14 protein-coding genes are annotated in these 23,312 nt (G+C 35.0%); all 14 read right to left on the bottom strand.

Annotation, left to right across the window (positions count from 1 at the left end):
• Window positions 1-616: 616 nt before the first annotated feature.
• Window positions 617-1,132, bottom strand: coding sequence for a cupin domain-containing protein (locus AAEO59_RS15560; protein ID WP_341701671.1), 516 nt, complete (start codon window positions 1,130-1,132; stop codon window positions 617-619).
• A gap of 2 nt (window positions 1,133-1,134) precedes the next feature.
• Window positions 1,135-1,920: a gluconate 5-dehydrogenase gene (locus tag AAEO59_RS15555; RefSeq protein WP_341701670.1), complete on the bottom strand. Its 786-nt coding sequence runs from the start codon at window positions 1,918-1,920 to the stop codon at window positions 1,135-1,137.
• A gap of 166 nt (window positions 1,921-2,086) precedes the next feature.
• Entirely contained in the window at window positions 2,087-3,367 is a 1,281-nt protein-coding gene (locus AAEO59_RS15550; RefSeq protein WP_341701669.1) for an alginate lyase family protein, read from the bottom strand.
• A 287-nt stretch (window positions 3,368-3,654) separates the two neighbouring features.
• On the bottom strand, window positions 3,655-4,983 hold the full coding sequence (locus AAEO59_RS15545; protein ID WP_341701668.1) for a sugar porter family MFS transporter: 1,329 nt from the start codon (window positions 4,981-4,983) through the stop codon (window positions 3,655-3,657).
• A gap of 46 nt (window positions 4,984-5,029) precedes the next feature.
• Entirely contained in the window at window positions 5,030-6,274 is a 1,245-nt protein-coding gene (locus AAEO59_RS15540) for a glycoside hydrolase family 88 protein (RefSeq protein ID WP_341701667.1), read from the bottom strand.
• A 22-nt stretch (window positions 6,275-6,296) separates the two neighbouring features.
• Window positions 6,297-8,213, bottom strand: a complete 1,917-nt coding sequence (locus AAEO59_RS15535) for a glycoside hydrolase family 127 protein (protein ID WP_341701666.1) — start codon at window positions 8,211-8,213, stop codon at window positions 6,297-6,299.
• A 305-nt stretch (window positions 8,214-8,518) separates the two neighbouring features.
• The gene (locus tag AAEO59_RS15530) at window positions 8,519-10,120 is read right to left on the bottom strand and encodes a hypothetical protein (protein ID WP_341701665.1); all 1,602 of its coding nucleotides are present in this window, start codon (window positions 10,118-10,120) and stop codon (window positions 8,519-8,521) included.
• Window positions 10,121-10,130: 10 nt separating this feature from the next.
• Complete coding sequence (locus tag AAEO59_RS15525; protein ID WP_341701664.1) at window positions 10,131-12,080, bottom strand: glycoside hydrolase family 97 protein; 1,950 nt, start codon at window positions 12,078-12,080, stop codon at window positions 10,131-10,133.
• Between the two features lie 199 nt (window positions 12,081-12,279).
• Window positions 12,280-13,704 (bottom strand): hypothetical protein, encoded by a 1,425-nt coding sequence (locus AAEO59_RS15520; RefSeq protein WP_341701663.1) that lies wholly within the window; start codon window positions 13,702-13,704, stop codon window positions 12,280-12,282.
• Between the two features lie 11 nt (window positions 13,705-13,715).
• Window positions 13,716-15,371, bottom strand: a complete 1,656-nt coding sequence (locus tag AAEO59_RS15515; RefSeq protein WP_407934939.1) for a glycoside hydrolase family 43 protein — start codon at window positions 15,369-15,371, stop codon at window positions 13,716-13,718.
• A 22-nt stretch (window positions 15,372-15,393) separates the two neighbouring features.
• Window positions 15,394-16,596 carry a DUF4861 family protein gene (locus AAEO59_RS15510; RefSeq protein ID WP_341701661.1) on the bottom strand — a complete coding sequence of 401 codons (1,203 nt, stop codon included), beginning with the start codon at window positions 16,594-16,596 and terminating at the stop codon, window positions 15,394-15,396.
• Window positions 16,597-16,606: 10 nt separating this feature from the next.
• Window positions 16,607-18,049 carry a glycosyl hydrolase family 28 protein gene (locus AAEO59_RS15505; protein ID WP_341701660.1) on the bottom strand — a complete coding sequence of 481 codons (1,443 nt, stop codon included), beginning with the start codon at window positions 18,047-18,049 and terminating at the stop codon, window positions 16,607-16,609.
• Window positions 18,046-19,989 carry an alpha/beta fold hydrolase gene (locus AAEO59_RS15500; RefSeq protein WP_341701659.1) on the bottom strand — a complete coding sequence of 648 codons (1,944 nt, stop codon included), beginning with the start codon at window positions 19,987-19,989 and terminating at the stop codon, window positions 18,046-18,048. The genes AAEO59_RS15505 and AAEO59_RS15500 overlap by 4 nt, the downstream gene beginning before the upstream one ends.
• The gene (locus tag AAEO59_RS15495) at window positions 19,986-22,775 is read right to left on the bottom strand and encodes a heparinase II/III domain-containing protein (protein WP_341701658.1); all 2,790 of its coding nucleotides are present in this window, start codon (window positions 22,773-22,775) and stop codon (window positions 19,986-19,988) included. The genes AAEO59_RS15500 and AAEO59_RS15495 overlap by 4 nt, the downstream gene beginning before the upstream one ends.
• Window positions 22,776-23,312: the final 537 nt, after the last annotated feature.

Genomic DNA, 23,312 nt, shown 5'->3' with positions numbered 1-23,312 from the left:
ATTCTACTAAAAAATCAGGCAGCATAAATTTTAAAAGTTCTATAGAAGTCATCAATAATTCTTATAAAGACAAAGTTCTTCTTTTTTTTTAAATATTTGCCCCCAGGTTTTGAGATTGATCCGTGATAAGTTGCTACTTATAAATAACTTACTCTTACCTTCACAATAGAATTTAATTACTTTTCTAATTTAATCATATCTATTATTTTGTTTACCATAATCCACTTTTTTTAAACGAATGTATGGTTTTTACAAAATAAAAAAGAAAGTAGGTTTCTATAATTAATTTGCCCCAAAAATTAGGTGGTCAATTTCAACCGGAATTGGGTGGTCAGTTTGCACCGGAACGACAGGTCAATTTTCAATGGAAACCGGCAGTAAATTTGACCGGTTTTTCCATCAAAGGTAATAGAAAACCAAAAAATTACTGTGCTTCTTTTTATGACTTTTCCATAATTTTTATATTAAATGGGAAGCAGAAAAAAAATCTAAAATGAGTAAATAGATTTAAACCATATAACCACTATACTTCATATAAAAAAGAAAGCCCAAATCATATCCTTTTCTGATATAATTTGGGCTACAAAAAAATTATCTAAAAAACTATTTTGCTAATCTACCTACCAAAATCATCTTGTAAACGAACGATATCTTCCTCATCAGATGGATTTTCAGGATCAGTATGTTGCCATATTTCAGCAACCACACCCCATGACTCCAAGCCAATTAACCTGTGACGCTCTCCCTTATCCATTTGGATGAAATCACCAGGCGTAAGACTTTGTATTTCTCCTTCTTCATCTGTTGGGCTTGTCTTTACACCCAAAATTCCGGCAACAATTTTCCAGATTTCAGCTCTACGGAAATGATATTGCCAAGACAGACGTTTGTTAGGAGCCACTACCAAAATTTTAGGACTTAGCTTATTTGTAATTTTAATAGTATCCATATCAAGATGAGGAAAATATTTAGCTGCAAAAACTGCTGCCTGTTCCTCATCAATTACAAAAAATCCACCCCAAGGACGAGTTGCGTCTTTATTGACGACCGTAAAATTTTGCTTTTGTAATTCGGCTTCAATCTGACTAAAAATATGCTCTTTAGTATTTATTTTCTCTGTATTAATTTCCATTTTTATTCATTAGAAGGTTTCCCGATAGTAGCTAAAATACCACCATCCACATAAATCACCTGACCGTTAACAAAATTACTGGCGTCTGAAGCAAGGAAAACTGCTGTTCCGGCTAAATCTTCAGGATCCCCCCAACGACCTGCAGGTGTTCTTCCAATGATAAATTCGTTAAACGGATGTCCGTCCACACGAATTGGAGCAGTTTGTGAAGTGGCAAAATAACCCGGTCCAATTGCATTAACCTGAACATTATATTTAGCCCATTCCGTCGCTAAGTTTCTGGTTAACATTTTCAATCCTCCTTTGGCAGAAGCATAAGCACTAACATTATCACGTCCTAATTCACTCATCATCGAACAAATATTAATAATCTTACCCGATTTGCGTGCAATCATTCCTTTGGCTACCAATTTTGACATGATAAAAGGCCCTACTAAATCAACATCGATTACTTTACGGAAGTCTTCTACTTTCATATCAATGGCCAAGACACGCATGATAATTCCTGCATTATTCACTAAAATATCAATTTTACCATGATTGGCTTCAATTTCTGCTACTTTCTTTTCAGCGTCTACCTCATCGGTAACATCAAACACATAACCTGTTGCTTTGAATCCTGCTTTCGTATATTGCTCAATCGCCACATCCAAAGGCTCCTGAACATTATTCGTAATAATTAATTCAGCACCGGCTTTGGCCAATCCTTCAGCCATTGCCATCCCTAATCCGTGTATCCCTCCGGTAACCATAGCTGTTTTACCTTCAAGGCTAAATAAATTTGTCATTCTTTATTATATATTAGTTATTAGTTTTTATGTTTTGTTGTTGTTATAATTTCATACAATTGTTCTAAAGTTTTTACTTTAGTTTAAAACATTACTAGAAGTAAAATTTCAATTATTTTTGCTTAAATCTATTTTTGTGTAATAAATCAATAATTATTTTTTTAGTTTAATAAACTCCTGACCAAGTATATGATGGAGCAACTATAGTTTGAGATGAATTATTAAAGAATAAACTACCCCAACCTACTTGATCAGTAATCGTAGTGGTTGTTCCCTCCACAGTGTTATTGTTTATAACCTGGGCTGTGTAAGGCATATTCATACCGCGATAGTTGTGATAATAATTATATGCCAAATACCAAATAGGTCTAAATAATCCGCGATTATTTGAAGAAATTGAATTTATAGGATAAGTAACTCCCCAAATAGAAGTTGCAGGAGTCCACGAAGTCCATGTAACCGAGTTACCCAGATTATATTTTGCTGTATATTCAATAGCTTTACCAATAACACCACTTCTAGAATCATACAAACTTGAACTACCTTGATTATAAGATATTTGTGCTGCTTCAAGAAAACTAGCTAAACCTAATTGAACATAAAATTGATCTCTAGCAGCTTCAAGTGGCTGACCTGAGTTTAAAAAAGCAGTTGGAATAGTACCTACATCTGCACCTTCAACAGCTGTTCTTTTAAAATAATTCTCACCCAGATTATACATTGTTAAATTTTGCGAAAATACTCCTAAAGCCAAAAGGAATTTACCTTGACTCGCCCCCCAAGAAGGCCAACCATCTCTCACAAATGGAACGAGCAAACTATATTGTGCAGCATAGTTGGTCATACAATTATACATAATATTAAACATGCTAATTGCTGATTGTTTTTTAGCACTGGTAAAACCAGTATAATTGTAAATCATATCAGCTCCATATACCATAAAATGCATCCCATAACCCACACATAATTGCCAATCATTATCAGGATATTGAATAGAAGTAAGAGTTGAACTCCATGAATCAAGCAACTCAATAGCCTTATCAGCATATCTACTTGAACCTGTCATATTCCACATTATCCCATTAACAAAAACTGCCATAGCATCATTTTCATAATCACTCTTATATAAATTTCTTCCAACTTGGGTATGTGCGTGTGAAGTATAAGTTGTCGATAAAAATGAACTGTATTGTGTTTGAAAATTGGTAAATGTAGTAGCATAAGGCTCAACACCTGCAATTGCTTGATTATACGCATACTGCATTTGACTTTGAGTCAAAACTGTTCCAGGATGGACAAAGGTATTTGACGTTTTAAGAGTTGAAGGATTACTTGGTTTTACTTCATCTATTTGAGCTATTGATTCTGATTTTCCCACTGCTTCTTCTTTAGTGCAACTGACAAAACCTACAAGTAAGAGACTTGCAAAGTAAAAAATTTTTTTCATGGTGGTTTAATTTGTTAATTAATAGAATTTTATTTAGTAGTCTTTAATTTAAAAACTACATTAATTTATTACACAAAAATAAATTCAAAAAAATTTCATTTTCTGTTTAACAACACCACAAGTCTGTAATCTACTGACAAATCATCAACAACGGTATACCTGCAGATTCTTGATTAATAATCAAAAAACATAATTTAAGTATTGCTAAATAAAAAATATGCTATGAAAAAATTAATAAAAACAAACTCAATAATTAATTTATAGCAATACTTTAGAGTATTGAATAATTACTTAAGTTTAAATACTGTTTCCTGTAATTCTTCTAAAGTTTTTCCTTTAGTTTCCGGCATTTTAAAGAATACCCAAAGTAATTGCCAAACCATCATCAAACAAAAAATGGCAAACACCGTTGTTGATCCAATTTCTTTAAACAAAAATGGTATAAAAGAAGGAATTAGCGCTGCCAAAACCCAGTGGACAGAGGTACCAAAAGAAGTACCGGTTGCTCTTAATTTATTTGGGAATAATTCAGAAATAAATACCCAAATAACCGAACCTTGCCCTACTGCATGAGAAGCGATAAATAAAAAGAAAAACACCGGGACAGCCATACCTTTCCATTCAAAATAAAAAGCTAAGGTTACTAATCCTAAGGAAATAATATAGCCTACAGAACCTAAATACATTAATGTTTTACGTCCGTATTTGTCAATTAATGAAATTCCGATTAAGGTAAAAATCAAATTAACAATACCAATCCCAATACTGCTGAAAAACGAAGCTGATTTTTCCAAACCTGCCAATTCAAATATACGTGGCGCATAATACAGGAAAGCATTAATACCTGAAAATTGATTAAATAAGGCTATAAAGAAAGCTAGCATTAATGGCTTTCTGTATTTTTTCATAAAAATAGACTCATCAGCTACTTCTAGTCCTTTTTCATTTTCCATGGCTTTAATTTCCTCAGCTACTTCTTCCTCTGTATTCACCAAACGTAATATCTCAACCGCTTTTTCTTTGTCTTTTTTATATTCATAAATCCAACGTGGACTTTCAGGTATTCCAAAAACTAATAAGGTATAAATTAAAGCCGGAGCCGATTGTACTCCTAACATCCATCGCCAGGAATTCTCTCCTATATCCTGTAATAAGTAATTAGACAAAAAAGCGATCAAAATTCCAAATACAATATTAAATTGATATAGAGCCACTAATTTACCTCTGTCTTTAGCCGGAGCAATTTCGGAAACATAGGTTGGTGCTACAATGGTGGAAGCTCCAATTCCTAATCCCCCTAAGAATCTAAAAAATGAAAAAATGATGGAGTCATTAGCGAGTGCGGTACCTACTGCGGAAAGAAAAAATAAAATTCCTATCAAAATTAAAGTTTTCTTTCTACCTAAAGCATTTGTAGGTATGGCACCAAAAATAGCACCTATTACTGTTCCCCAAAGTGCTGATGACATCACCACCAAACCATGATATAAATCAGATGAATTCCATAATTGCTGTAATTGTTTATCGGCTCCTGAAATTACTACGGTATCAAAACCAAATAGAAAACCGGCTAAGGCAACAACTATAGACCAGTATATTATTTTTTTATTGTTCATTTTAAAATTTTATTTTTTTTTGGATTGGTTATATAATTCATTTTTTTTAGTCAAAGCTATATGTCAATAATGGTGCATTACCTGCTTTCATTTTCTTGTATCTCAATAAGGCTTCGACATAATAATAATCGGCGTAAATAATCGAATAATCGATTTCGGAACCAGCCGGTTTATGTCCTGTAGAATGTAACAATAATGCAGTATTTTTATCTCTACTTTGATAATGCTCTGACAGTTCTTTCAACATCGCTTCTGCTTTATCAAAATATTCTTTAGCTAAAACAGCATCCTGCGTATAAGTTGATAATTCTAAGAGTGCTGAAGCTACTACCGCAGCTGCCGAGGCATCACGAGGAGCCTTAGGAATTATTGGATCATCAAAATCCCAATAAGGAATCAAATCTTTTGGCAAACGGTCTAAATATACCCGGGTCACTTTGTGTGCAAAATCTAAAAATTTAGGATCTTTAGTTTCACGATACACCATAGTATAACCATAAATTGCCCAGGACTGTCCACGTGCCCACATACTACTGTCGCTATATCCTTGATGGGTAACTGCTTTTATTTTTTTACCTGTCTCCTTATCATACACTACTGCATGGTATGAAGTATAGTCTGGTCGGAAATGATTGTTCATCGTAACTGTAGCATGACTAACAGCCATATCGTATAACTTTTTACTTCCTCCATTTTTAGAAGCCCAAAACAACAATTCCAAATTAATCATGTTGTCCATAATCGTATTATGCTGTGGCCATTCCATATTAGGCACTTCTCTTGGCCAGGACAAAATGGTTCCTACTTTGGGATTAAAAAGTGTTGCCAATGTATCGGCTGTTTTTAAAATCACCTTTTTATATTCTGGATTGTTAGTCAAGCGATAACCGTTACCATAACTAGTAAAAACTTGAAAACCTAAATCGTGATCTAATGCCGGAGTAACGGAAAGTGGTTTCAAGTAAGCTGTAAATTTATCCGCTATTGCTGACCATTTTTGATCTGCTGTAGCTTCGTATAAATACCATAGTTCCCCCGACCAGAAACCACTGGTCCAATCTGTATAATCTACAAATTTCCATTGCTTACTATTAGGAGCAACATTCCTGGGAATAGAAGAATCATCGTTGGGTATTAATTTTAATGCATCTGAAGATTGTTTTACACAATAAATTAATTGTTGATCAACGTCAAATCCTTTATCTGATTTGTTATTTGTAATAGTACTTCCACAACCCACCAGCATTAAAGTTGCAAAAAGGGAGCCTACAATTTGTTTTTTTAAATTCATAATATATACCGCTAAATCTTTATTATTTGTTCAAATTCCAATAGATGATATACCTTTCTCCATGTATATTATAAATTGGACTCAAAGTATTCTCTGTTCCTTTTATTTTAAATTCAAGGCCCATCTCTTTATCCTTCAAAATATTATTTTCAAGTTTTTTTGCCGAAAACGGCAGCTTATTCGAAAGACTATTGGGAACCTTATAATCGTAAGTGTAATAATCATTATACAACTTTGGATTGCTATAAGGTGCGGGTTCAGCCATAGCCTCTGTTCCCATTTTTCCTGCCAATACTACAGGTCCGTAAGTTATTGCCGCTATATTAGTATTATCAACTGTTGGCACTACTTTTATCTGCATCCCAAACGAAACTTCAATTGTATCTCCGTCCATCCATTTACGCTCTAACACAATATAAGTTCCTGGTTTGGTTTTAACCATCTGTTTTTTTCCGTTTAATTTCACTTCGGCACTAATTGCCCATGACGGATATCGAATACTAATTGGGATATTCACCGGATTCGGGGTACTCAGAGTAAGTTTGGTACTTCCTACATTTGGAAAATTGGTTTCCTGTTTTACGGTGATTCCTTTTTCTTTCCAATTCAATTCGGACGGAATAAAAAGATTTACATAAAGCCCTTTATCATGGTAATAAATAAACTCCCCATATTTTGCCTGATTTTCAAAACCACTTCCCACACAACACCAAAATGAATTTTCAGGCGTACTGTAAACCTTATGTGCACCGGGCTTCATCGGTAGAAAATAAGCTACCATCCCTGTTTTTGGATCCTGCTGCCCCAAAATGTGATTGTAAAGTGCTTTTTCATAATAATCCACATATTTTATTTGCGGATTATAGCCATACAAATGACGGGTCAGTTTTAGCATATTATACACATTACAGGACTCTCCGGTATAACCACTCAAATGCTCTGAAAGATGATCCGGTTCAAAAAATTTCTCCTTATCACTATTACTCCCCGTAACAAAGGTGTGATGATCGACAACAGTATTCCAGAAAAACTCAGGTATTTCAAGATTTTTTGTCCCTCCTTCTAATTCATAATCACGAGAAAGACCTATTAACTTAGGTATATACGTATTGGCATGTTTTTTATTCAGATTATCCACTTTATCGATTAATGGATTTAGTGCCTCATCGTGATAAAAAAATTCGGCAAGAAACTTATACTTGCTTTCCCCAGTAATTTCATATAAGGCATAAAAAGAATCATTCATACCCCCAAATTCATTCTTAAGCATTCTTTTTCGTTCTTCATCGCTTAGAGTTTTCAACTTTTCATAAGCCCAATCGCCCATTCCCTTCACAATTTCTAATGCCGGCTTACTATCACAATACAAATATTGATCTATTAAACCTGAAAAAAGTTTGTGCTGGGTATACCAAGGTGCCCAAACACTTTTTCCTGCAATGGCTCGGTCTATTAAATTTTGTGGAAATGCACTCAGATAGCCTTTTTGATTCAATATTTTTTGCACCTCAACTAAGCCTGTAACCACGCTGTCTGCTTTGATTTTGTACATCTTCTCTCCCGTAGCAGCATACAGTAAAGCCAAACCAGAAAGAATATGTCCCGTACTATGACCTCTTAAATCACAGTCAAGGGATTCCCAGCCTCCCAATTTATTCACCGTAAAATACCCCCCTTCCTGACTACTAAATGCCCCTGCATTAGTTCTAAAACTATGCAACAATCCATTAGCATCGATATCCATGATCCACTTACTTTCACGCACCATATTATCCTTAAACGGGCTGTCCAATAACTTGACATCATGAAGATCAAATCCTAAAACTTTTACGTTTTTAGTATCATCTAATTTCAATTTCCCCTGATGCTGTCCCGGATAATGCGATTGTCCAAACACACTAAGCGACATTCCAGCTACTAAGATTAAGTACTTAATCATTCAATTCTCTTTTTATATTAAAATCCATTCTCTTTTATGTAAAAAACTCTTCTTCACAAAAGTTCTTTCACAATATATTTACTCTATTTTCATCAGCAAAAAACATCTCTGCTAAGAATATCCAATGTTAGCCAGAAAAATAATTGTAATAGATAAATTATGATGCAATCAGTATAAATTATAGTTCTTATACCCTATAAAATCCCGCAAATACAGCCATTTATCCATTCACCCCACACCATCATAAAAAAAGCAGCTAAACTTTACTGCTTAACTGCTTCTCTTTTTTTATATGCTGGAGCTAACTATCTCTTAATCCAAAAACTTTGCTCAATAGGTTCAGACGATTGTAATTGACTGGCAATTCCATATTGCCAGGCTACTACCGTTACTTTGATTGGGAAATGAGTTCGAGGTGGAATTTTAGTAAAATGCAGTACATTATCATCAATATAGGCGGGGCCTTCTTTTACATAAAAAGATACTTTTGTCCCCGCACTTGATTTTCCATTTAATTCTATTTTTTTTATTCCACTTGTAACATCATTTATCGGTGCAAAATCAATCTGTTGTGGTGTACCATCTTGGTTTTTAATTGGAAAGCGCAAATGCAATTGCTGTACGGCACTTTTATAAACGGCATCCCCTTCATTGTGTGCCAAAAGCCAAATATCACTACTTCGTTTGCTATTATTAAAACCCAGTTTATCAAATCTGATTTGGAAAGTAGTATCATTAACTTTCTTTACGGGGCCACAAATACGGTCAATTAAAAGTGGTGTTTTGGCAAAATCAAAAACCGGTTTTAACCTTAAGCTATCCGCAAAAAAAGCTTTTAAGGTAAAAGATATACCATCCTGTAAAGGTTGAAAATTTAAAGTATAGTTGGCATGACTCTTATCTGGCCGAACTATTTCTCTGTCTTGTTTTAAACCAATGTATTGCTTTTTCTTTCCTCTGGATTGGGCATAAAAATGTTCCGTATTTTTTGCCATATTTTTATCAAATACCCAGGAAGCAGTTCTTCGGTCTCCTTCAAAATCTTTGAATGTAGTAGCTTTTGCCAACGGAATAGAATCCTGTCGCCACTTATCCATTAACCAGCCTGATGCGGGTTTAACAGCTTTAAGCTGTGGTTTTTCATTTAATGCTGTTTTAACTGGGATTCTCCTTTTAGCCGCTTCGCGAATATAATTGGCCACATATTTCACCATAGCATCTGAATAATCAAAATGACCATGACCGGCATCGGCAAATAAGGTAATCACACTTTGAGGATGTTTTGCTATGTAAGTATAAGCCGGTTGTATCCTTTTCTCCCACCATTCGTATTCTCCCATAATGAATAAGGATGGAATTCCGTCAATGTTGTGATTTCCCCAATCGGGATTCGATTTGCCATTGCCGGTTAGATTCGTTTGAGGTGCATCGCCATGAATTGAAACTAAGGCTAATGTACGGTTGGGATTGAAAGCAGCAAAATTCCAAGGAAAACTAGCCATTGCAGAATGTCCAATGGGAACAATAGGTGCATTTGTTACTTCCTGATAACCTGAAACCTCAGCTAAATCTTTGAACATATCGGAGATTATTTTATCCTCTCCTTTAGTTGTATCATACATCCAGCTCACTACTGGCGTTACCCATACTTCAGCAAAACCTAATTTGGCCATTACTTTTCTGAAATACGCATGCTCCAAGATTCCTTCTTCGATCATATTATGTTGACCAAAAACAATTCCATTGACCTGTTTGCAATTCTCAGGAATCCATAAATAAGCCTGCGGGTGATCCTTGGTTTCATCAGAAATCATTCCTTTTACCGGAGTACTCCATTGCCAAACCTGCGCATAGCTGTTTAGACAAATGAAACACAAAGCAAAATTTAAATAATTTAGAATTTTCATTTTTGAAAATTTACTTTTTAGAAACTTCAGAAATAATTAAAGCTACACCCCCTGAAGCTTTTACATCAAAATTCAATACTTCTCCTCCTTTAATTTTAAATTCAGAAACAGCCACTTTAGTTCGTGTTTTTACAGTATCATCGTCCTGAAATGATTTCACTACATATTTTTTCCCTTTTACAAGAAAATCTGTTGGAATCGCTATTTTACGAGCCTCAGTATTCGTAATTGCGCCTACAAACCATTCTTTTCCACTTCTTCTGGCTACACTAATGTTTTTTCCTATTTCTCCATTAAGCACTTTAGTTTCATCCCAAACCGCTTTTACTCGATCAAAAAACTCAATCTCCGGTTCTCCTTGATATGCAGAAGGCTGATCGTACCAATACATAAATTGAATCGGACTATAATACACCGCTGCTAATGCCAATTGGTGGGCATGTGTATTTTTTATTCGCTGATTATAATATGCAATCGTATAATCAGCCGGTCCTGCTAAGAAACGTGTAAAAGGTAAAATAGTATTATGATCTGCATCGGGCATTTCTTCGTTTCCACGAATTCCTTCCTGCGTCATTAAATTAGGGTAGGTACGACTGAAGCCTGTTGGACGGTATTCATCATGAATATCCACCATTAAACCGTATTCTGCACATTTTTTTACCGCTTCATGCATCCAAGTTGACCAACGCTGATTGCCTACTTGGACAAATCCAAATTTAATTCCTTTCAATCCCCATTTTTTATATAATGGCAAAATCGTATCCAATTGCTGAATCAGCGCACGCTGATTGACATACACCCAAAGTCCAATTCCTTTTGAATCGGCGTAAGCTGTCAATTCAGGCATATTAAAATCTTTGGTTTCTGAAACCCTAGTCGCATTGGAACTCATTTTCATTTCAGGCCCATACCAACCCGCATCCAAGTGAATATATTGTAAACCATGTTCAGCAGCAAAATCAACACATTTTTTGGCATCTTCCTGCGTCAATTTAGCCACACGAATAACTTTCCCCGGTTTAATCCAGGAAGCATCCTTAATTTGATTTTCAGGATTAAGATTCAAAATGATTGTGTTGTTTTTAATCAAATCAATGTCATTTTCTGCTGCCATTATCACACGCCAAGGAGTACTATAAGCAGGAATTACATCTACACTGCTGTATAATGAAGCCTGTAAGGTATTTAGTTTTGTTGCATTCAAACTAAATTTCATTCGTGCATAATCGGTCATTTGTGCCTCAGCAATGGCTACTGACAAGCCGTTTGTAAGTTTCATAGTTAAAGGGCGTTCACTCTGCCCTTTCCAATCTTTAAGCGGCAATAACGAATAAGGGCCTTGTGCCCACGGTTCATAATAAGCCAAAGTCCCTTCGGGCATGGTAAACTGCGTTTGCTCTCCAACAATATGCAAAAACAAACCATTCGAAGGCTCCGGAAAATGATAACGAACCGCTACACCTTCGTCATAAGCGCGAACCACTACATTCATAAAGTAGCTTTTGTTTTTATCATAACCATCAGTCAGTTTTTCTTTTACCAATTCTCCTTTTCGAAAGGAAATAGTCATTTCATTATAACTATTTCGAATAGTAGTATTTTCACCATAAACTGGTTTCCAACTATCATTTACCTGATTGCGTTGAATTCCTGTGAAATTTAGATTTTCACCCCATACTTTGCAAGTATCATTTGGAATTCCAAGTGCCGACTCGAAAGTCTGATTTTCAATCAAAACCCCGAGCTCTGATTCTTCTACAACTTTTTTCCCTTTGAAAAAAAGCGTATAATACATTTGTTTCTCTCCCGCATTATTCTGCTTTTGATAAAAAGCAAATTCATAAGCACCGTTTGGCGAATTCAGTTTTTGAACCGTTTCTTCAATAATAGACTGCGCCTGAATAGTTAATGTACACAGAAGTAACCCCAGTAAATGATAAAATTTGTTTGTTTTCATTTTTGTTTTTTTATATCAGTATTCTATAAATCAATCAAAATCGGCATCGTAACCTATTCTGACCTTGCGTTCACTTATGATAAAATTCTGTTTTGGCTAAAATTCGTAGGCCCCTTAGTTGTCCTATAAGGCTCAACGTTAAAATTGACACTAGCTTGATCAAAACTGAATTAACAACCCATTAAATATTAATATCCACCTACCATTTACCTCTTCCACTCATTGTTTTTACCTCACTATTTTTCAACTCTGGAGATACTGATTTTACTTCAAGGTTTTTCGCTTCATCGTTTTTAATAATCAGTTTATTTTCTAATTCATTAATTAACATGATATTTTCAGTTTCCATAGGTCGAATAGCAGAACTCATTTCTGCATGAGCCGGCATTCCAAATCCCAGCATAATAGGTAAGGCTGGTGTATTTATTTTTGAATCGTTAGTATAAAGCCTTATACGATGATTTTTACCTGCAATAGTTGCAATAGTATGTACTAATGATTTAGGCATAGAGGGTATAAGTTCTAATTCGACATCAGTGCCTATGGTATTTTCACGAAGATATAGCAGTGGTCCGTATTGAATATCACCTCTGCAATTTCGTACAAGTACATTTGATCCAAGTAAAAAAGCACGTTCTGTACCAATGGCCTGACATCCCTGGAGCTCTGTACGATTTACAGCATCGTTAGTACCACCAATTTCAAAACCTGAACGCGTGTTTTTTGCAATACAATTACGAAGTGTCACTTTACCAACCCCTCCATAGGTACGAAAACCATCCTCACTCAATGATTTTGTATATCCAGGACTTATCAAATAATATCCATCACGGTTTTCATACACGCTGCGGTAATTTAACTTTTCTGCAAGCCCCACTTTTTCAGCTAAAATATCGTCTGTGGTTCGCATTGCCCCCTCAGCATAACAATCCTCCAAGACAATATCTCTTGTATCATGACCTTGGGTTTGAATGTAAAAACAATGCCCAAATGCTCGACTAAATACTTTACATCTTTTTAAAATGTTATTTTGACCGGCAACCATTATACCACTTTGTTTTTGCAGAGAAGTTAGCACTGGCCCTCCTTTTCCAAACAAATCACCATAGCCATAGGTTGAACCACTTACATACAACATAAAATCTTCAAGTAAGGTATTGTTACCAAAAATAGAGAGTATATTACCGTTACTACCAATGTCAGGAGAACCGGTATTTTTGATAGTTAAGCCTTTTAGCTTATTACCATTTCCGTCTATAAAAAGACAACGTGTATAACCATACGGTAATACTTTGTACAATTTAGTATCAATTTCTATTGTAACTCCTGTAAAGTCAAACGAATTATTGTTTCCACTAAACCTTAAAAACCATCGAGGCGGACGCTTTTGTTCCTCTGTTTGTACAGGGAGCTCTGTTACTAATTTAGCTATCCGCTCACTATTCAAAAATTTGGCTAAATCATAGACTCCGGGTTTCATTCGAATTTGTTGTCCATTTTTAGACGCAAGCTGTACCAAAGCTTCGAGAGTTTCGATTTCTTTAATATTACTTTTTGCCTGAGCAATAATAAGACCAGAGAAAAACAACAAAACACATAAAACATCAATTCTTTTTATTTTCATTACTTCAATTTTTATTTTGTTATTCTAAACCAGTCGAAATCGGCATAGCCTCCCATTCGTACATTTGGTTGACTTATAGCAAAAACTCCAATTTTGGCAGAAATCCATAAATCTTTTTCGGCGATTGCTTCTTGTCCAATTGCAAAAAAATCGATGCCGTTTTCACTGTAACTAAAACGACAAGCTGCATTAGGAGCTGTGATTTTCATACGCAATTGCACTTCATTTGAATTTAAAGGTTTTTCTTCAATAACTTTTTCTAATGTGCCTTCATGAGCATTAGTGCAACTAATTTGCTGCACCCAATAGTTCCCATCATGATAGGCAATTGCAGCATAAGCATAAGATTTCCCCATTAACAACAAACCTGCTTTTTTCCCTGGAGTATCCCATTCTGTATTCAATTTCACCTTGGTTGTTGCTGTAAAATTGGGAGCTGGTAATTTTTGCAATAAAAGATTGGGTGCATTCCAAAGGTTGGGTTCCTCCTTCTGGCTTATTGTAAAAAGTCTCAAATAATCTGTTCCCGGAATTTGAGCACTCCATTTTACCGAACTATTAGCATACCATTGCCATTGCAAACCCAGTTTTCCATTACTAAAATCGTCACTTTCAACTGGATGTCCAATTTGCAAATTATTTCCAACAACTGGTTTAACTCCAGAAAGTATCGGTTCTCCTACGCCATTTCCATCAAAATCTTTTCCGATTAAAGGCCAATTATCTTTCCATTGCATCGGTTGCAAATGCAATACGCGCCCATAGACTCCCTGATCCTGAAAATGCAAGAACCAAGAATTATTTTCAGGAGTCGTTACCCAAGCCCCCTGATGAGGTCCATTAATATTAGTACTTCCTTGCTCTAAGACAATTTTATCTTCATAAGGACCGTAAATACTTTTAGAGCGCATCACTACCTGCCAACCCGTTTCTACTCCTCCTGCCGGAGCAAAAATATAGTAATAGCCGTCTTTTTTATACAATTTAGGCCCTTCCATGGTATGATGGTTATCATGACCATCAAAAACATTTTGACCTTCATCCAATACTTTTGTTCCTTCAGTATTCATTTTATTGAGGGTGAGTATACTATTGATACCTGCACGACTACCTGCCCAGGCATGAATTAAATAGGCCTTATTTCCTTCCCAAAGCGGACAAGGATCAATGATTCCTTTTCCTCCCATTACTAATATTGGCGTTGACCATTTGCCATAAATATCTTTGGTTTTTACCATATATACACCAAAATCGGGATCTCCCCAATAAATATAAAATTCACCTTTATGGAAACGAATCGCTGGAGCCCAAACTCCTTTGCTATGTTGTGGAATATTAAAAACCGTTTCGGGAATTTGTTTTTCCAAGGCATAATTGATGATTTTCCAATTTACTAAGTCTTTTGAGTGCAAAATGGGTAAACCCGGAATACAGTTAAAACTACTGGCCGTCATGTAATAATCATCCTTTACACGAATCACATCAGGATCGGAATAATCAGCATACAAAATTGGATTAGTATAAGTTCCATCACCCTTATCAGATTGCCAAACTTGAGAAACATAATTTTTATTTTGCTGTTTTGTCTGTGCTACTATAAGGGAATTAAAACTTACTAAAATAAAAGCAGTTAATACTAAAAAGAAGTTCCTCTTTATAAAAATCATTGTACTTAATCCTTTAAATTTCTTATTTCTCAATTTTTATCACTAATGGATGAGCGATTATTTGTGCTTGTTTTTCTAACATTGCGTCCCAATCCATCACATCTTTAATTTGTTTACTTCCTGTCCATGCAAAGCCAGCGTAGTAGGTTATTTTGTCATCGGGATTAGTCAGAATTAATAAATTAGATTGATCAGTTGTTTTCGAATCATGAACAAAAGCGGTATCAATCAATTTAGGACAGAGCACGATTCCTTCTCCTACGAAAACACTATCAATTGGTTCCCAGTGACGAAACCACCCCTTAGGTTTGTTAATATTAACTTCTCCTTTTTTATCATGAAGAGTAATTCCAATGGTAAAATTAGGGATCCTTTTATTTGAACGATAACTAATTTCAAATTTTGAAAAATTGGAATCCAAATCCAGTGAAATTCTTTTCACTTCCTGTAAGCCATAAATACTCCACGGCGCATAAATCAATTCAAAAACGGTTCGCAAAGGCCCTGTGGCTATTGTTTTGTAACTCACATAATTTTTAGAAACTAATAAACTATCATTTTCCCACAATCCAGTGCCTCCAGTTCCGCGGCTAGCTCCTACGTGGTAAGGATCGTAACCTTCACCATGCTCTATATGATAATAACCTGGATTAGCTACGTTCTTTTGATACCAACTATCAATTATAGAGTAGTCCACTTTCTTCAACCATAAGTCGATCCCACTGGAAAGTGTACCTCCTTCTTTGCCCTGCTCTACTAATTGCTGTGCCACCGGACCATAGGCTCTAAAGGCCACCTTGTTGTTTTCCCAGGCATAATCGTCAATTCGTTCCGGTACAAAACGCGAATAGGTTTTCGCTTTTGGCTCGGCAACCTGAATTGTATCCAGCATAATTACATATTTTGCTGTTGCATTGGCCGCTACATTGGCCTGAAAAAGCAACTCATCTCCTTTTCCGTCCCCATCATTATCAACCCATTGTGTGACTAAATATTGATCAGTTCCATACTCTTTGACACGAATGTTTTTTGGATTGTTTTTATCTAAAAGTGGTTGCAATTTATTACGTTGCAGGCTAATAATTTCATTACGGCTAAATCCCAATGTGTTTTTAATTTCAATATTGATTTCTTTAGCTTTAACTGTTTTGGAACAAGCTGTTAACGACATCAACTGGAAGAAACTTATTGCTAGTAGGCTACTTTTAAAATACTTGTATTTCATAATATTTATTTTAATTCGTTTTAAAAGTGATTCCTTCCACATGTTCCCCTACAAAAAAGTTAGCCAAATCAGAAGTTTTATACCACTTTGGTTTACCTATCATATCATCTGCAATTAAAACACCATTTATTTTTAAGTTTTCGAAACTGATATTTTTAATTTTTCTATTTTCGTTATAACCGGCAATAATAGAAGTATTTGCATTCTTACCCTTGTATTCAATATTGCGAAACACAACATTTTCGATACCCAAGCCAGGAGCGGTACAATACTTGGCGTTATAAAAAACTCTCAAATTAAGCAACTGCCCTTCTCTAAAATCTTCTACTCTGATATTCTCAAATAGCACATTTTTAGCCAGATTATTATCGCCAACATTGATACTCATACAGCCTTGATAATCCTGTTGTTTTTCTTTATGATCTAAAATATCAATATTAATATATTTCAAATTTTCAAGAATTTCTGGATTTTTAGTATTCCCATGTGTCCCAATCAAAATGGGATGCCCCACATCAGCCCATAGTGTCGAATTTTGCATTGTAATATTCTTGCAACTTCCTGTATATTCCATTCGAGTGCCATAAACAGTAGTACAATCATCAGAGGAACGAATAAAAACACCATCAAACAACACGTTATTACTAGCCATTACATTCATACCATCTCCCCATCCATAAAAACTGGTAGTTTTAACGTTTTTTATTTTTACACCATCAGATCCACCTGTAAAACATTGAGAAGCAAAAATGCCTTCCACATTCACATTTTTAGAATTAGCGATATGAATACCTCCTCTGATTTCCTGATCCACCATTCCTCTACCTTGAATTCTCACATTTGAAACATTATCTAATGCTATTCTACCCTTAATTACAGCTCCACCGGCCAAATAAACGGTTTTATTGGAAGCTACTTTTAATTTTTGATTTGGTATTTCATGGATTCCGGGGCCAAAATAAATTACATTCTTATCTTTAGGATTCGGCTTATTTTTTTCAATTGGATTAGCAAACAAATGCAGGTTATGGAAAATATCATCATTGATTTCTACCGATAAATTAGCAGGATTTGACAACGAAAAACTTATAGTATTTCCATTTATTTTAGGTTTTATTCCATAAGATAGGGGTCTTATTCTCGCCTTATTTATTGCTCCTTTATTGGAAGTAACTGAAACCTCTACCGTTCCTAAAAAATCAAAATAAGCCATCGAAGCTTTTTGCACTGAATGTCCGGTTCCCAATACCTGATCTACTTTTATTCCATACTCAAATAAATCTTTCCACTCACCGCCCGGTTTTCTAACCTTTACAGAAAAGTCATCATTGTGCATCGTTTTTATAATATCCTGAGATGGATTATAAACTACTACGCTGTCTTTGGTAACTGCAAAAGCATTTGAAACTACCAGACAAAATACAGCTAATATAAATCGTATATGAAATATCATTTTTTATAGTTTTTTAAAAATTCAAATACTAATTGGTTAAAAGCCTCCGGGTTTTCTAGATTACTCACGTGACCTGCATTAGATACAATTACTTGCTTTGCCATTGGAATGCATTCTATTAATTTATTTGGATGCTCCTTGTCAATCTCCCCTGTAAGGATCATTACCGGAACTGTTACTTTTTGTTTCTTCAAAATTGGCACTACATCATTTCCTAGAACCAAACGGGGCTCAGCATGCAATGGTTGCCATTGGTCCCATTTGTAAATCATATCCCAAACGGGCCTTCTAATATTTTCTAAATTAGTTCCCCCTTTTCGCATCAATGCATTTAACCATTCCCATTTTTGGTTCATCGTTCCTGCCTCTTTCATTTTTTCAATTTCAACTCTTCTTACAAACAATTGTTCTTTTGTCCAAGGTTCAGATGGTCCGGGAACCGGAAAAACATCACCACTAGCCATTGTAGCTGACAAAAGTCGGTCTTGATGTAAGGCGAGAAAATCTGTCGCTATAAAACCTCCCATAGAAAGTCCTACCAAATGCGCTTTTTTGATTTTTAACGCATCCATTACTTTCAAAAGGTCTTCTGCATGTAAAAAAGGTTCTCCTTCTTTTGGCATATCCGAATAGCCATACCCTCGACAATCATAACGGATTACCCTGTACTTTTTGGCAAATTCGAAAAACTGAGGATCCCACTCGCTATGATCAAACGAATGACCGTGTATAAAAATTAAAGGCTCTCCTGTTCCTAATTCTTCATAATACAGTTGTGCATTTCCTAACTCAACAAAGCCTGTTTTTACTTTTAGGGGTAATGAAGCCTTCTTATAAACATCCCGGACCATAATAGGTAAAACCGGACTATTATAAAAGGAGGAAAATCCATCTTTATTGGCTTTTGCCACATTTACATGCGTCAGGAAAAAACCATAGGTATTCGTACTTTTGTCAATCCATGGATAGGCTCCAGCCCAGCTCGGACTGCTTATTAAAACTGCACTACCGTTTTTATCTATTTCTTCTCTCCATTCACCTAAACCATAAATTCCGTTATGCATTTCAGCTCGTACTCTTTCTACATATTCGTGATTGGCTACTTTTGCATCTTTTATTTGATCAGACTGCATCTCTGCAACTGATGTAGCACTTAAAATTGATTTTCCTTTATAAATCCCATCATGACTAATCATTTCTAAAAAATGGATATAATCATGAAGGGTACTTTTTGCTCCTCCTCCCAGCATTGGGCTATGACCTCCACTATCATCTACTGGGACAAAATGCGTATTTTTCATTCCTAATGGAACAGCAATATTCTCCTGAAAAATAGATTCAAAATCTTTGCCCGTTGCTAATTCGGCCATTCTTCCAGCTACCTGCATAGCCAATCCTCCGTAATGAAAAACACTTCCCGGCTTAGCATCTGCGGGTAAATTAACAATGTGTTTAACCGACTCTTCTAATGTTTGGTAATTATCCGTCACCGAATCTTTTGGTTGATAATCCGGAAAACCGGAAGTATGCGAAAAAAGCTGTCTTAGCGTAGCTTCTCCTTTACTATCTTTAAATTCAGGCAACCATTTATTCACCTTATCATCCCAGGAAAGATTTGTCTTTTCGACCACCGAAGCTATTGTTGCTGCGGCCAGCCATTTCCCGGCAGAGGCAATAAACACCTCTGTATCCCTATTATAATCTCCAAAATATTTATCATAAACAACCTTGTCTTTTTTGGAAACTAAAATAGACGCTCCATCATAATAACTGCTGTCTACCCAGGTTTGTATTTTCTTTTCAATTGGCAAAAAATTATAATCTCTGTTTGTTTTTTGTTGATGACTTTGTCCCAATAAATTACTGCATATCATTAGCAAAAAAATCAATATTGCAGCTTCATAAACTTTCACAAACACCTTATCAAACACTTTTATCATTTCAAATCAATTTTAATCATCTGATAGGCTAGAGCAGGTAATTCAAAACGTAGCGTTTTATCCTTTTTATTATAAAATCCTTGATGTTTTGTTCCGGCTGTATCAGTTATAATTCCGTTTTTGATTTTTCCCTCTGCAACAACTGAAAGAGTTAAAGCCACATCCGAACCTAAATACAGCACTCCATTTTCATTTTTCAAAACCGCAGAAGCCATTTCATTACCTAAATCCAATGAATATTTTCCATTTGAAATGTTTTTTCCATTGCCAAGAAAGAGTGTAAAATCAACTGCTTTTTCACTGACAATCCCATAAGTTCCTGTTACCGAAAATTGTTTCTCACTTAATTTTATATCCGCAGTAGTATTCGAAAAAATAAAATCTTCTTTTCCTGATTTATTAGTCACATGAATCCCTACAAACTCATTTTTCCCAAAATAATCCACCGATTGAATATTCGTTTCATTATTTAATGCTGGCTCATAAATGGCTACAAATGGACGATTCCAAGCTTCTCCCTTTTGTCTAACTACTAAAGTTGGTATCGGACTTTTACAAATTTCATCCGGCAATAAACCATGGGACAAGGCTGTAGATTTTGGAGAAAGCACTGAAAAAACTTCTCTTTCTGACTGTCCTTGAAACCAAAGATTCATGTTTACGGTTTTATCTTTTAAAGCTAGATTAAATTTACCTTTAAAATCCTGAGCTGTCTCAAAAGATTTTTTATCCCACATATAATCATAAGCCATCAAATCACCATCACCAAAAGCCAATTTTGTAGTAGGTTTTAATTCTAATGGAGTTCCATTTGTTGCTGTTAATTCTAAATTTTGCCCCAGATTATGAAAGAAATATTCATTCTTTATGTTATTGCCCTCTTTCTGAGTGGAACGAAAAATATCAATATAATACCCCTCTTCAATAGTATCCTTAATAATTCCCATGACCCTGCGTTGGTTACTGTACGTTTCAGGCTCTAAAAAAGAAACATCAGAAAAAGTAATTCCAGAAACCATTCCTGAAGTAACCCCACTTTTAGGATAAGCTGCATTTAAGCTAAAAGCGTGATTACTTTTCATCTCAGGGTATTTTGATTTTCCATTTACAATTACGGTATTATGAGCAGGAAACTGAGTGTAATATTCGGCATATTCAATCGAAAAATAACTGGAACCATGACCCATTTCAGGAGCCAGAGGCAAACCTTTCCCATACAATTCCATCGCAATTCCGTTAGAGTGCATGTGATTTCCTAATGAACCTATTTGGCTAATCATTAAAGCAGAATCTCCTTCACCCTGACGTTGTACCAGCCAACTTGCATGAGGCACATGAAACAAAGGTGTTGTAAAATCGGTTAATTTTCCTGACTGAATACTATTTTTAAAGAGCAAAGCTTTACCTCCAAAAAGATCCTGTATGTTTTTTCCAATAAATTTACCCTCAGTTACACCGTCTGTATAAATCGTTTTGTACATTTTAGTAAAATAATCTTCATCCTCAAGTTTACCATATTTCTGAGCATTTTCAATCATATAACGGATGGGTTCAGTTCTCAATTTATTGTAATGCCCGTCTCCAAAAGAAACCATATATTTATTAGGATAAAGATATTGTACACTGGACTTTACGGCTTGTTTTAATATGGGCATTTCTTTTAACAAATCAATATCAAAATTACGGTCGTAAAACTCAGCAAACGAAATGAAATCACTCAAAACATTCATCGAATATCCCGGACTTTCATTCCAAATTCCCGTTTTTTTATCATAACCATAATCCATCAATTTATTCATAGACCACTGACGGGTTGAAGTTTGATTCATAATCTGATCTAGGTAATATTGTGCGCCTTTTCCATTTTTGTATGCCGAATTATTTTCTAAAATCAAAGCAATATGTGAAATATGTGCTGCTTCAAGGAGATTCCAATTATTAAAACTCACCCCATTTTTAATTTGTAAGTCTGCCCATTTTTGTAGGGTTGCATCATAAATTGTTAAACTTTCCGGATTTTTATCTCTTATAAAATCGTGTAGAAAATCATAACATTGCGTTATTTCATTTAAAATATGATCCTGAATGACTTCAAACTGAATGTAACTTACCAAAGTTTGATGGTGTCCATGACTTAAATCAATAGGTTCATTCAAATAGTAAACCCCTTTTAAATATGTATCCAGAACATCGTATGCTAAATTTGCATATTCTTCCTTTCCGGTGTACCAATACAGAAAAGCTGCATCACGGGCAATAGTTAAAATTTGTCTGTTAATAGCATTTGTAATACCACTTGTAGCAGCTATTGGTCCCCATTCCCAAACATTATTTGTACTATTTTGAAGATATAAACCTCTAGGATCATCCATGTAGGGCTTAATATCTTCTAATTTTGGGGTTTTATAACTAGACGGTGTTCCTCTGCCTCCAATAAACTTAACAGTAGGAACCGGTGCTTCTCCATCAGCATGGTCGTATTTTCCCCCATTAATATAAACCTGAGTGGCTTTGGTTTTCCAATACATCTGCAATCGGGAAACTAACCAGGTTTTATCTGTTTTATAATGTTCAATATAGGGTGCAACATTATTTTGAGTTTTTGTGATAATGGTTGATGCCCAATCTTCTTTTGCTACCAGTTCTTTTAGCTGATTCAAAGACATATCTTTTCCAAAAACGCGAGGATGCTGTGTTCCTATATTTTGAGGAACAGGTAAATTTTGAGATTTTGCATTACTTATTGAAAATAATAAAAAAAGAAGTGCCAGAATTTTATTTTGCATGTCAATGATTATTTTATTTTAGTAAGTTACAGAATATTTGATTACTAGTTGCCGAAAACCACCTCGGCAACTACACTACAGTAATCAAACTAACCACAAACTAACCAAAATTTGTATTGTACACCACATTCTATATACCTTAAGGAATACGCAAAAATGGATTTATTGTTATTTTTTTTAAAACTTATTAAGGCGTTTAGAATGACTAAAAAATCAGTTTCTAAACTTTTTCAATATTAGTAAGAATAGGGCTTTTTAAAGATAACTTATCATTCATATACTATAAATTATAAACCAAAAACAATCGAAAACCCTCTAGATCATTGACTTTTTTAAATTTAACACTGAAAATCAATAGTATTTATAAAGTATAAAGTTTTAATCTATTGTATAAATAAGAAAGCCGACTACAAGTGCACTGCCCCCAAAAAGTTAGACACTATTTGGGGGTATTTTTATGGAAAGAAAAGTCAAGTATGGTTATGATTTTAAACTTCGATGTGTAAATGAAGTTTTAAAAAAGCATCAAGCAATAAC

The organism is Flavobacterium flavipallidum (assembly GCF_038289905.1).
Classification (GTDB): domain Bacteria; phylum Bacteroidota; class Bacteroidia; order Flavobacteriales; family Flavobacteriaceae; genus Flavobacterium; species Flavobacterium flavipallidum.
This window is presented reverse-complemented; position numbering and strand designations above follow the sequence as displayed.

Bases quoted from the DNA above. Each gene is read 5' to 3' on its own strand.
- AAEO59_RS15530 (WP_341701665.1), bottom strand. From the start codon at position 10,120: ATGAAAATTCTAAATTATTTAAATTTTGCTTTGTGTTTCATTTGTCTA.
- AAEO59_RS15510 (WP_341701661.1), bottom strand. From the start codon at position 16,596: ATGAAATACAAGTATTTTAAAAGTAGCCTACTAGCAATAAGTTTCTTC.
- AAEO59_RS15560 (WP_341701671.1), bottom strand. From the start codon at position 1,132: ATGGAAATTAATACAGAGAAAATAAATACTAAAGAGCATATTTTTAGT.
- AAEO59_RS15555 (WP_341701670.1), bottom strand. From the start codon at position 1,920: ATGACAAATTTATTTAGCCTTGAAGGTAAAACAGCTATGGTTACCGGA.
- AAEO59_RS15550 (WP_341701669.1), bottom strand. From the start codon at position 3,367: ATGAAAAAAATTTTTTACTTTGCAAGTCTCTTACTTGTAGGTTTTGTC.
- AAEO59_RS15540 (WP_341701667.1), bottom strand. From the start codon at position 6,274: ATGAATTTAAAAAAACAAATTGTAGGCTCCCTTTTTGCAACTTTAATG.
- AAEO59_RS15535 (WP_341701666.1), bottom strand. From the start codon at position 8,213: ATGATTAAGTACTTAATCTTAGTAGCTGGAATGTCGCTTAGTGTGTTT.
- AAEO59_RS15500 (WP_341701659.1), bottom strand. From the start codon at position 19,989: ATGATAAAAGTGTTTGATAAGGTGTTTGTGAAAGTTTATGAAGCTGCA.
- AAEO59_RS15495 (WP_341701658.1), bottom strand. From the start codon at position 22,775: ATGCAAAATAAAATTCTGGCACTTCTTTTTTTATTATTTTCAATAAGT.
- AAEO59_RS15520 (WP_341701663.1), bottom strand. From the start codon at position 13,704: ATGAAAATAAAAAGAATTGATGTTTTATGTGTTTTGTTGTTTTTCTCT.
- AAEO59_RS15515 (WP_407934939.1), bottom strand. From the start codon at position 15,371: ATGATTTTTATAAAGAGGAACTTCTTTTTAGTATTAACTGCTTTTATT.
- AAEO59_RS15545 (WP_341701668.1), bottom strand. From the start codon at position 4,983: ATGAACAATAAAAAAATAATATACTGGTCTATAGTTGTTGCCTTAGCC.
- AAEO59_RS15505 (WP_341701660.1), bottom strand. From the start codon at position 18,049: ATGATATTTCATATACGATTTATATTAGCTGTATTTTGTCTGGTAGTT.
- AAEO59_RS15525 (WP_341701664.1), bottom strand. From the start codon at position 12,080: ATGAAAACAAACAAATTTTATCATTTACTGGGGTTACTTCTGTGTACA.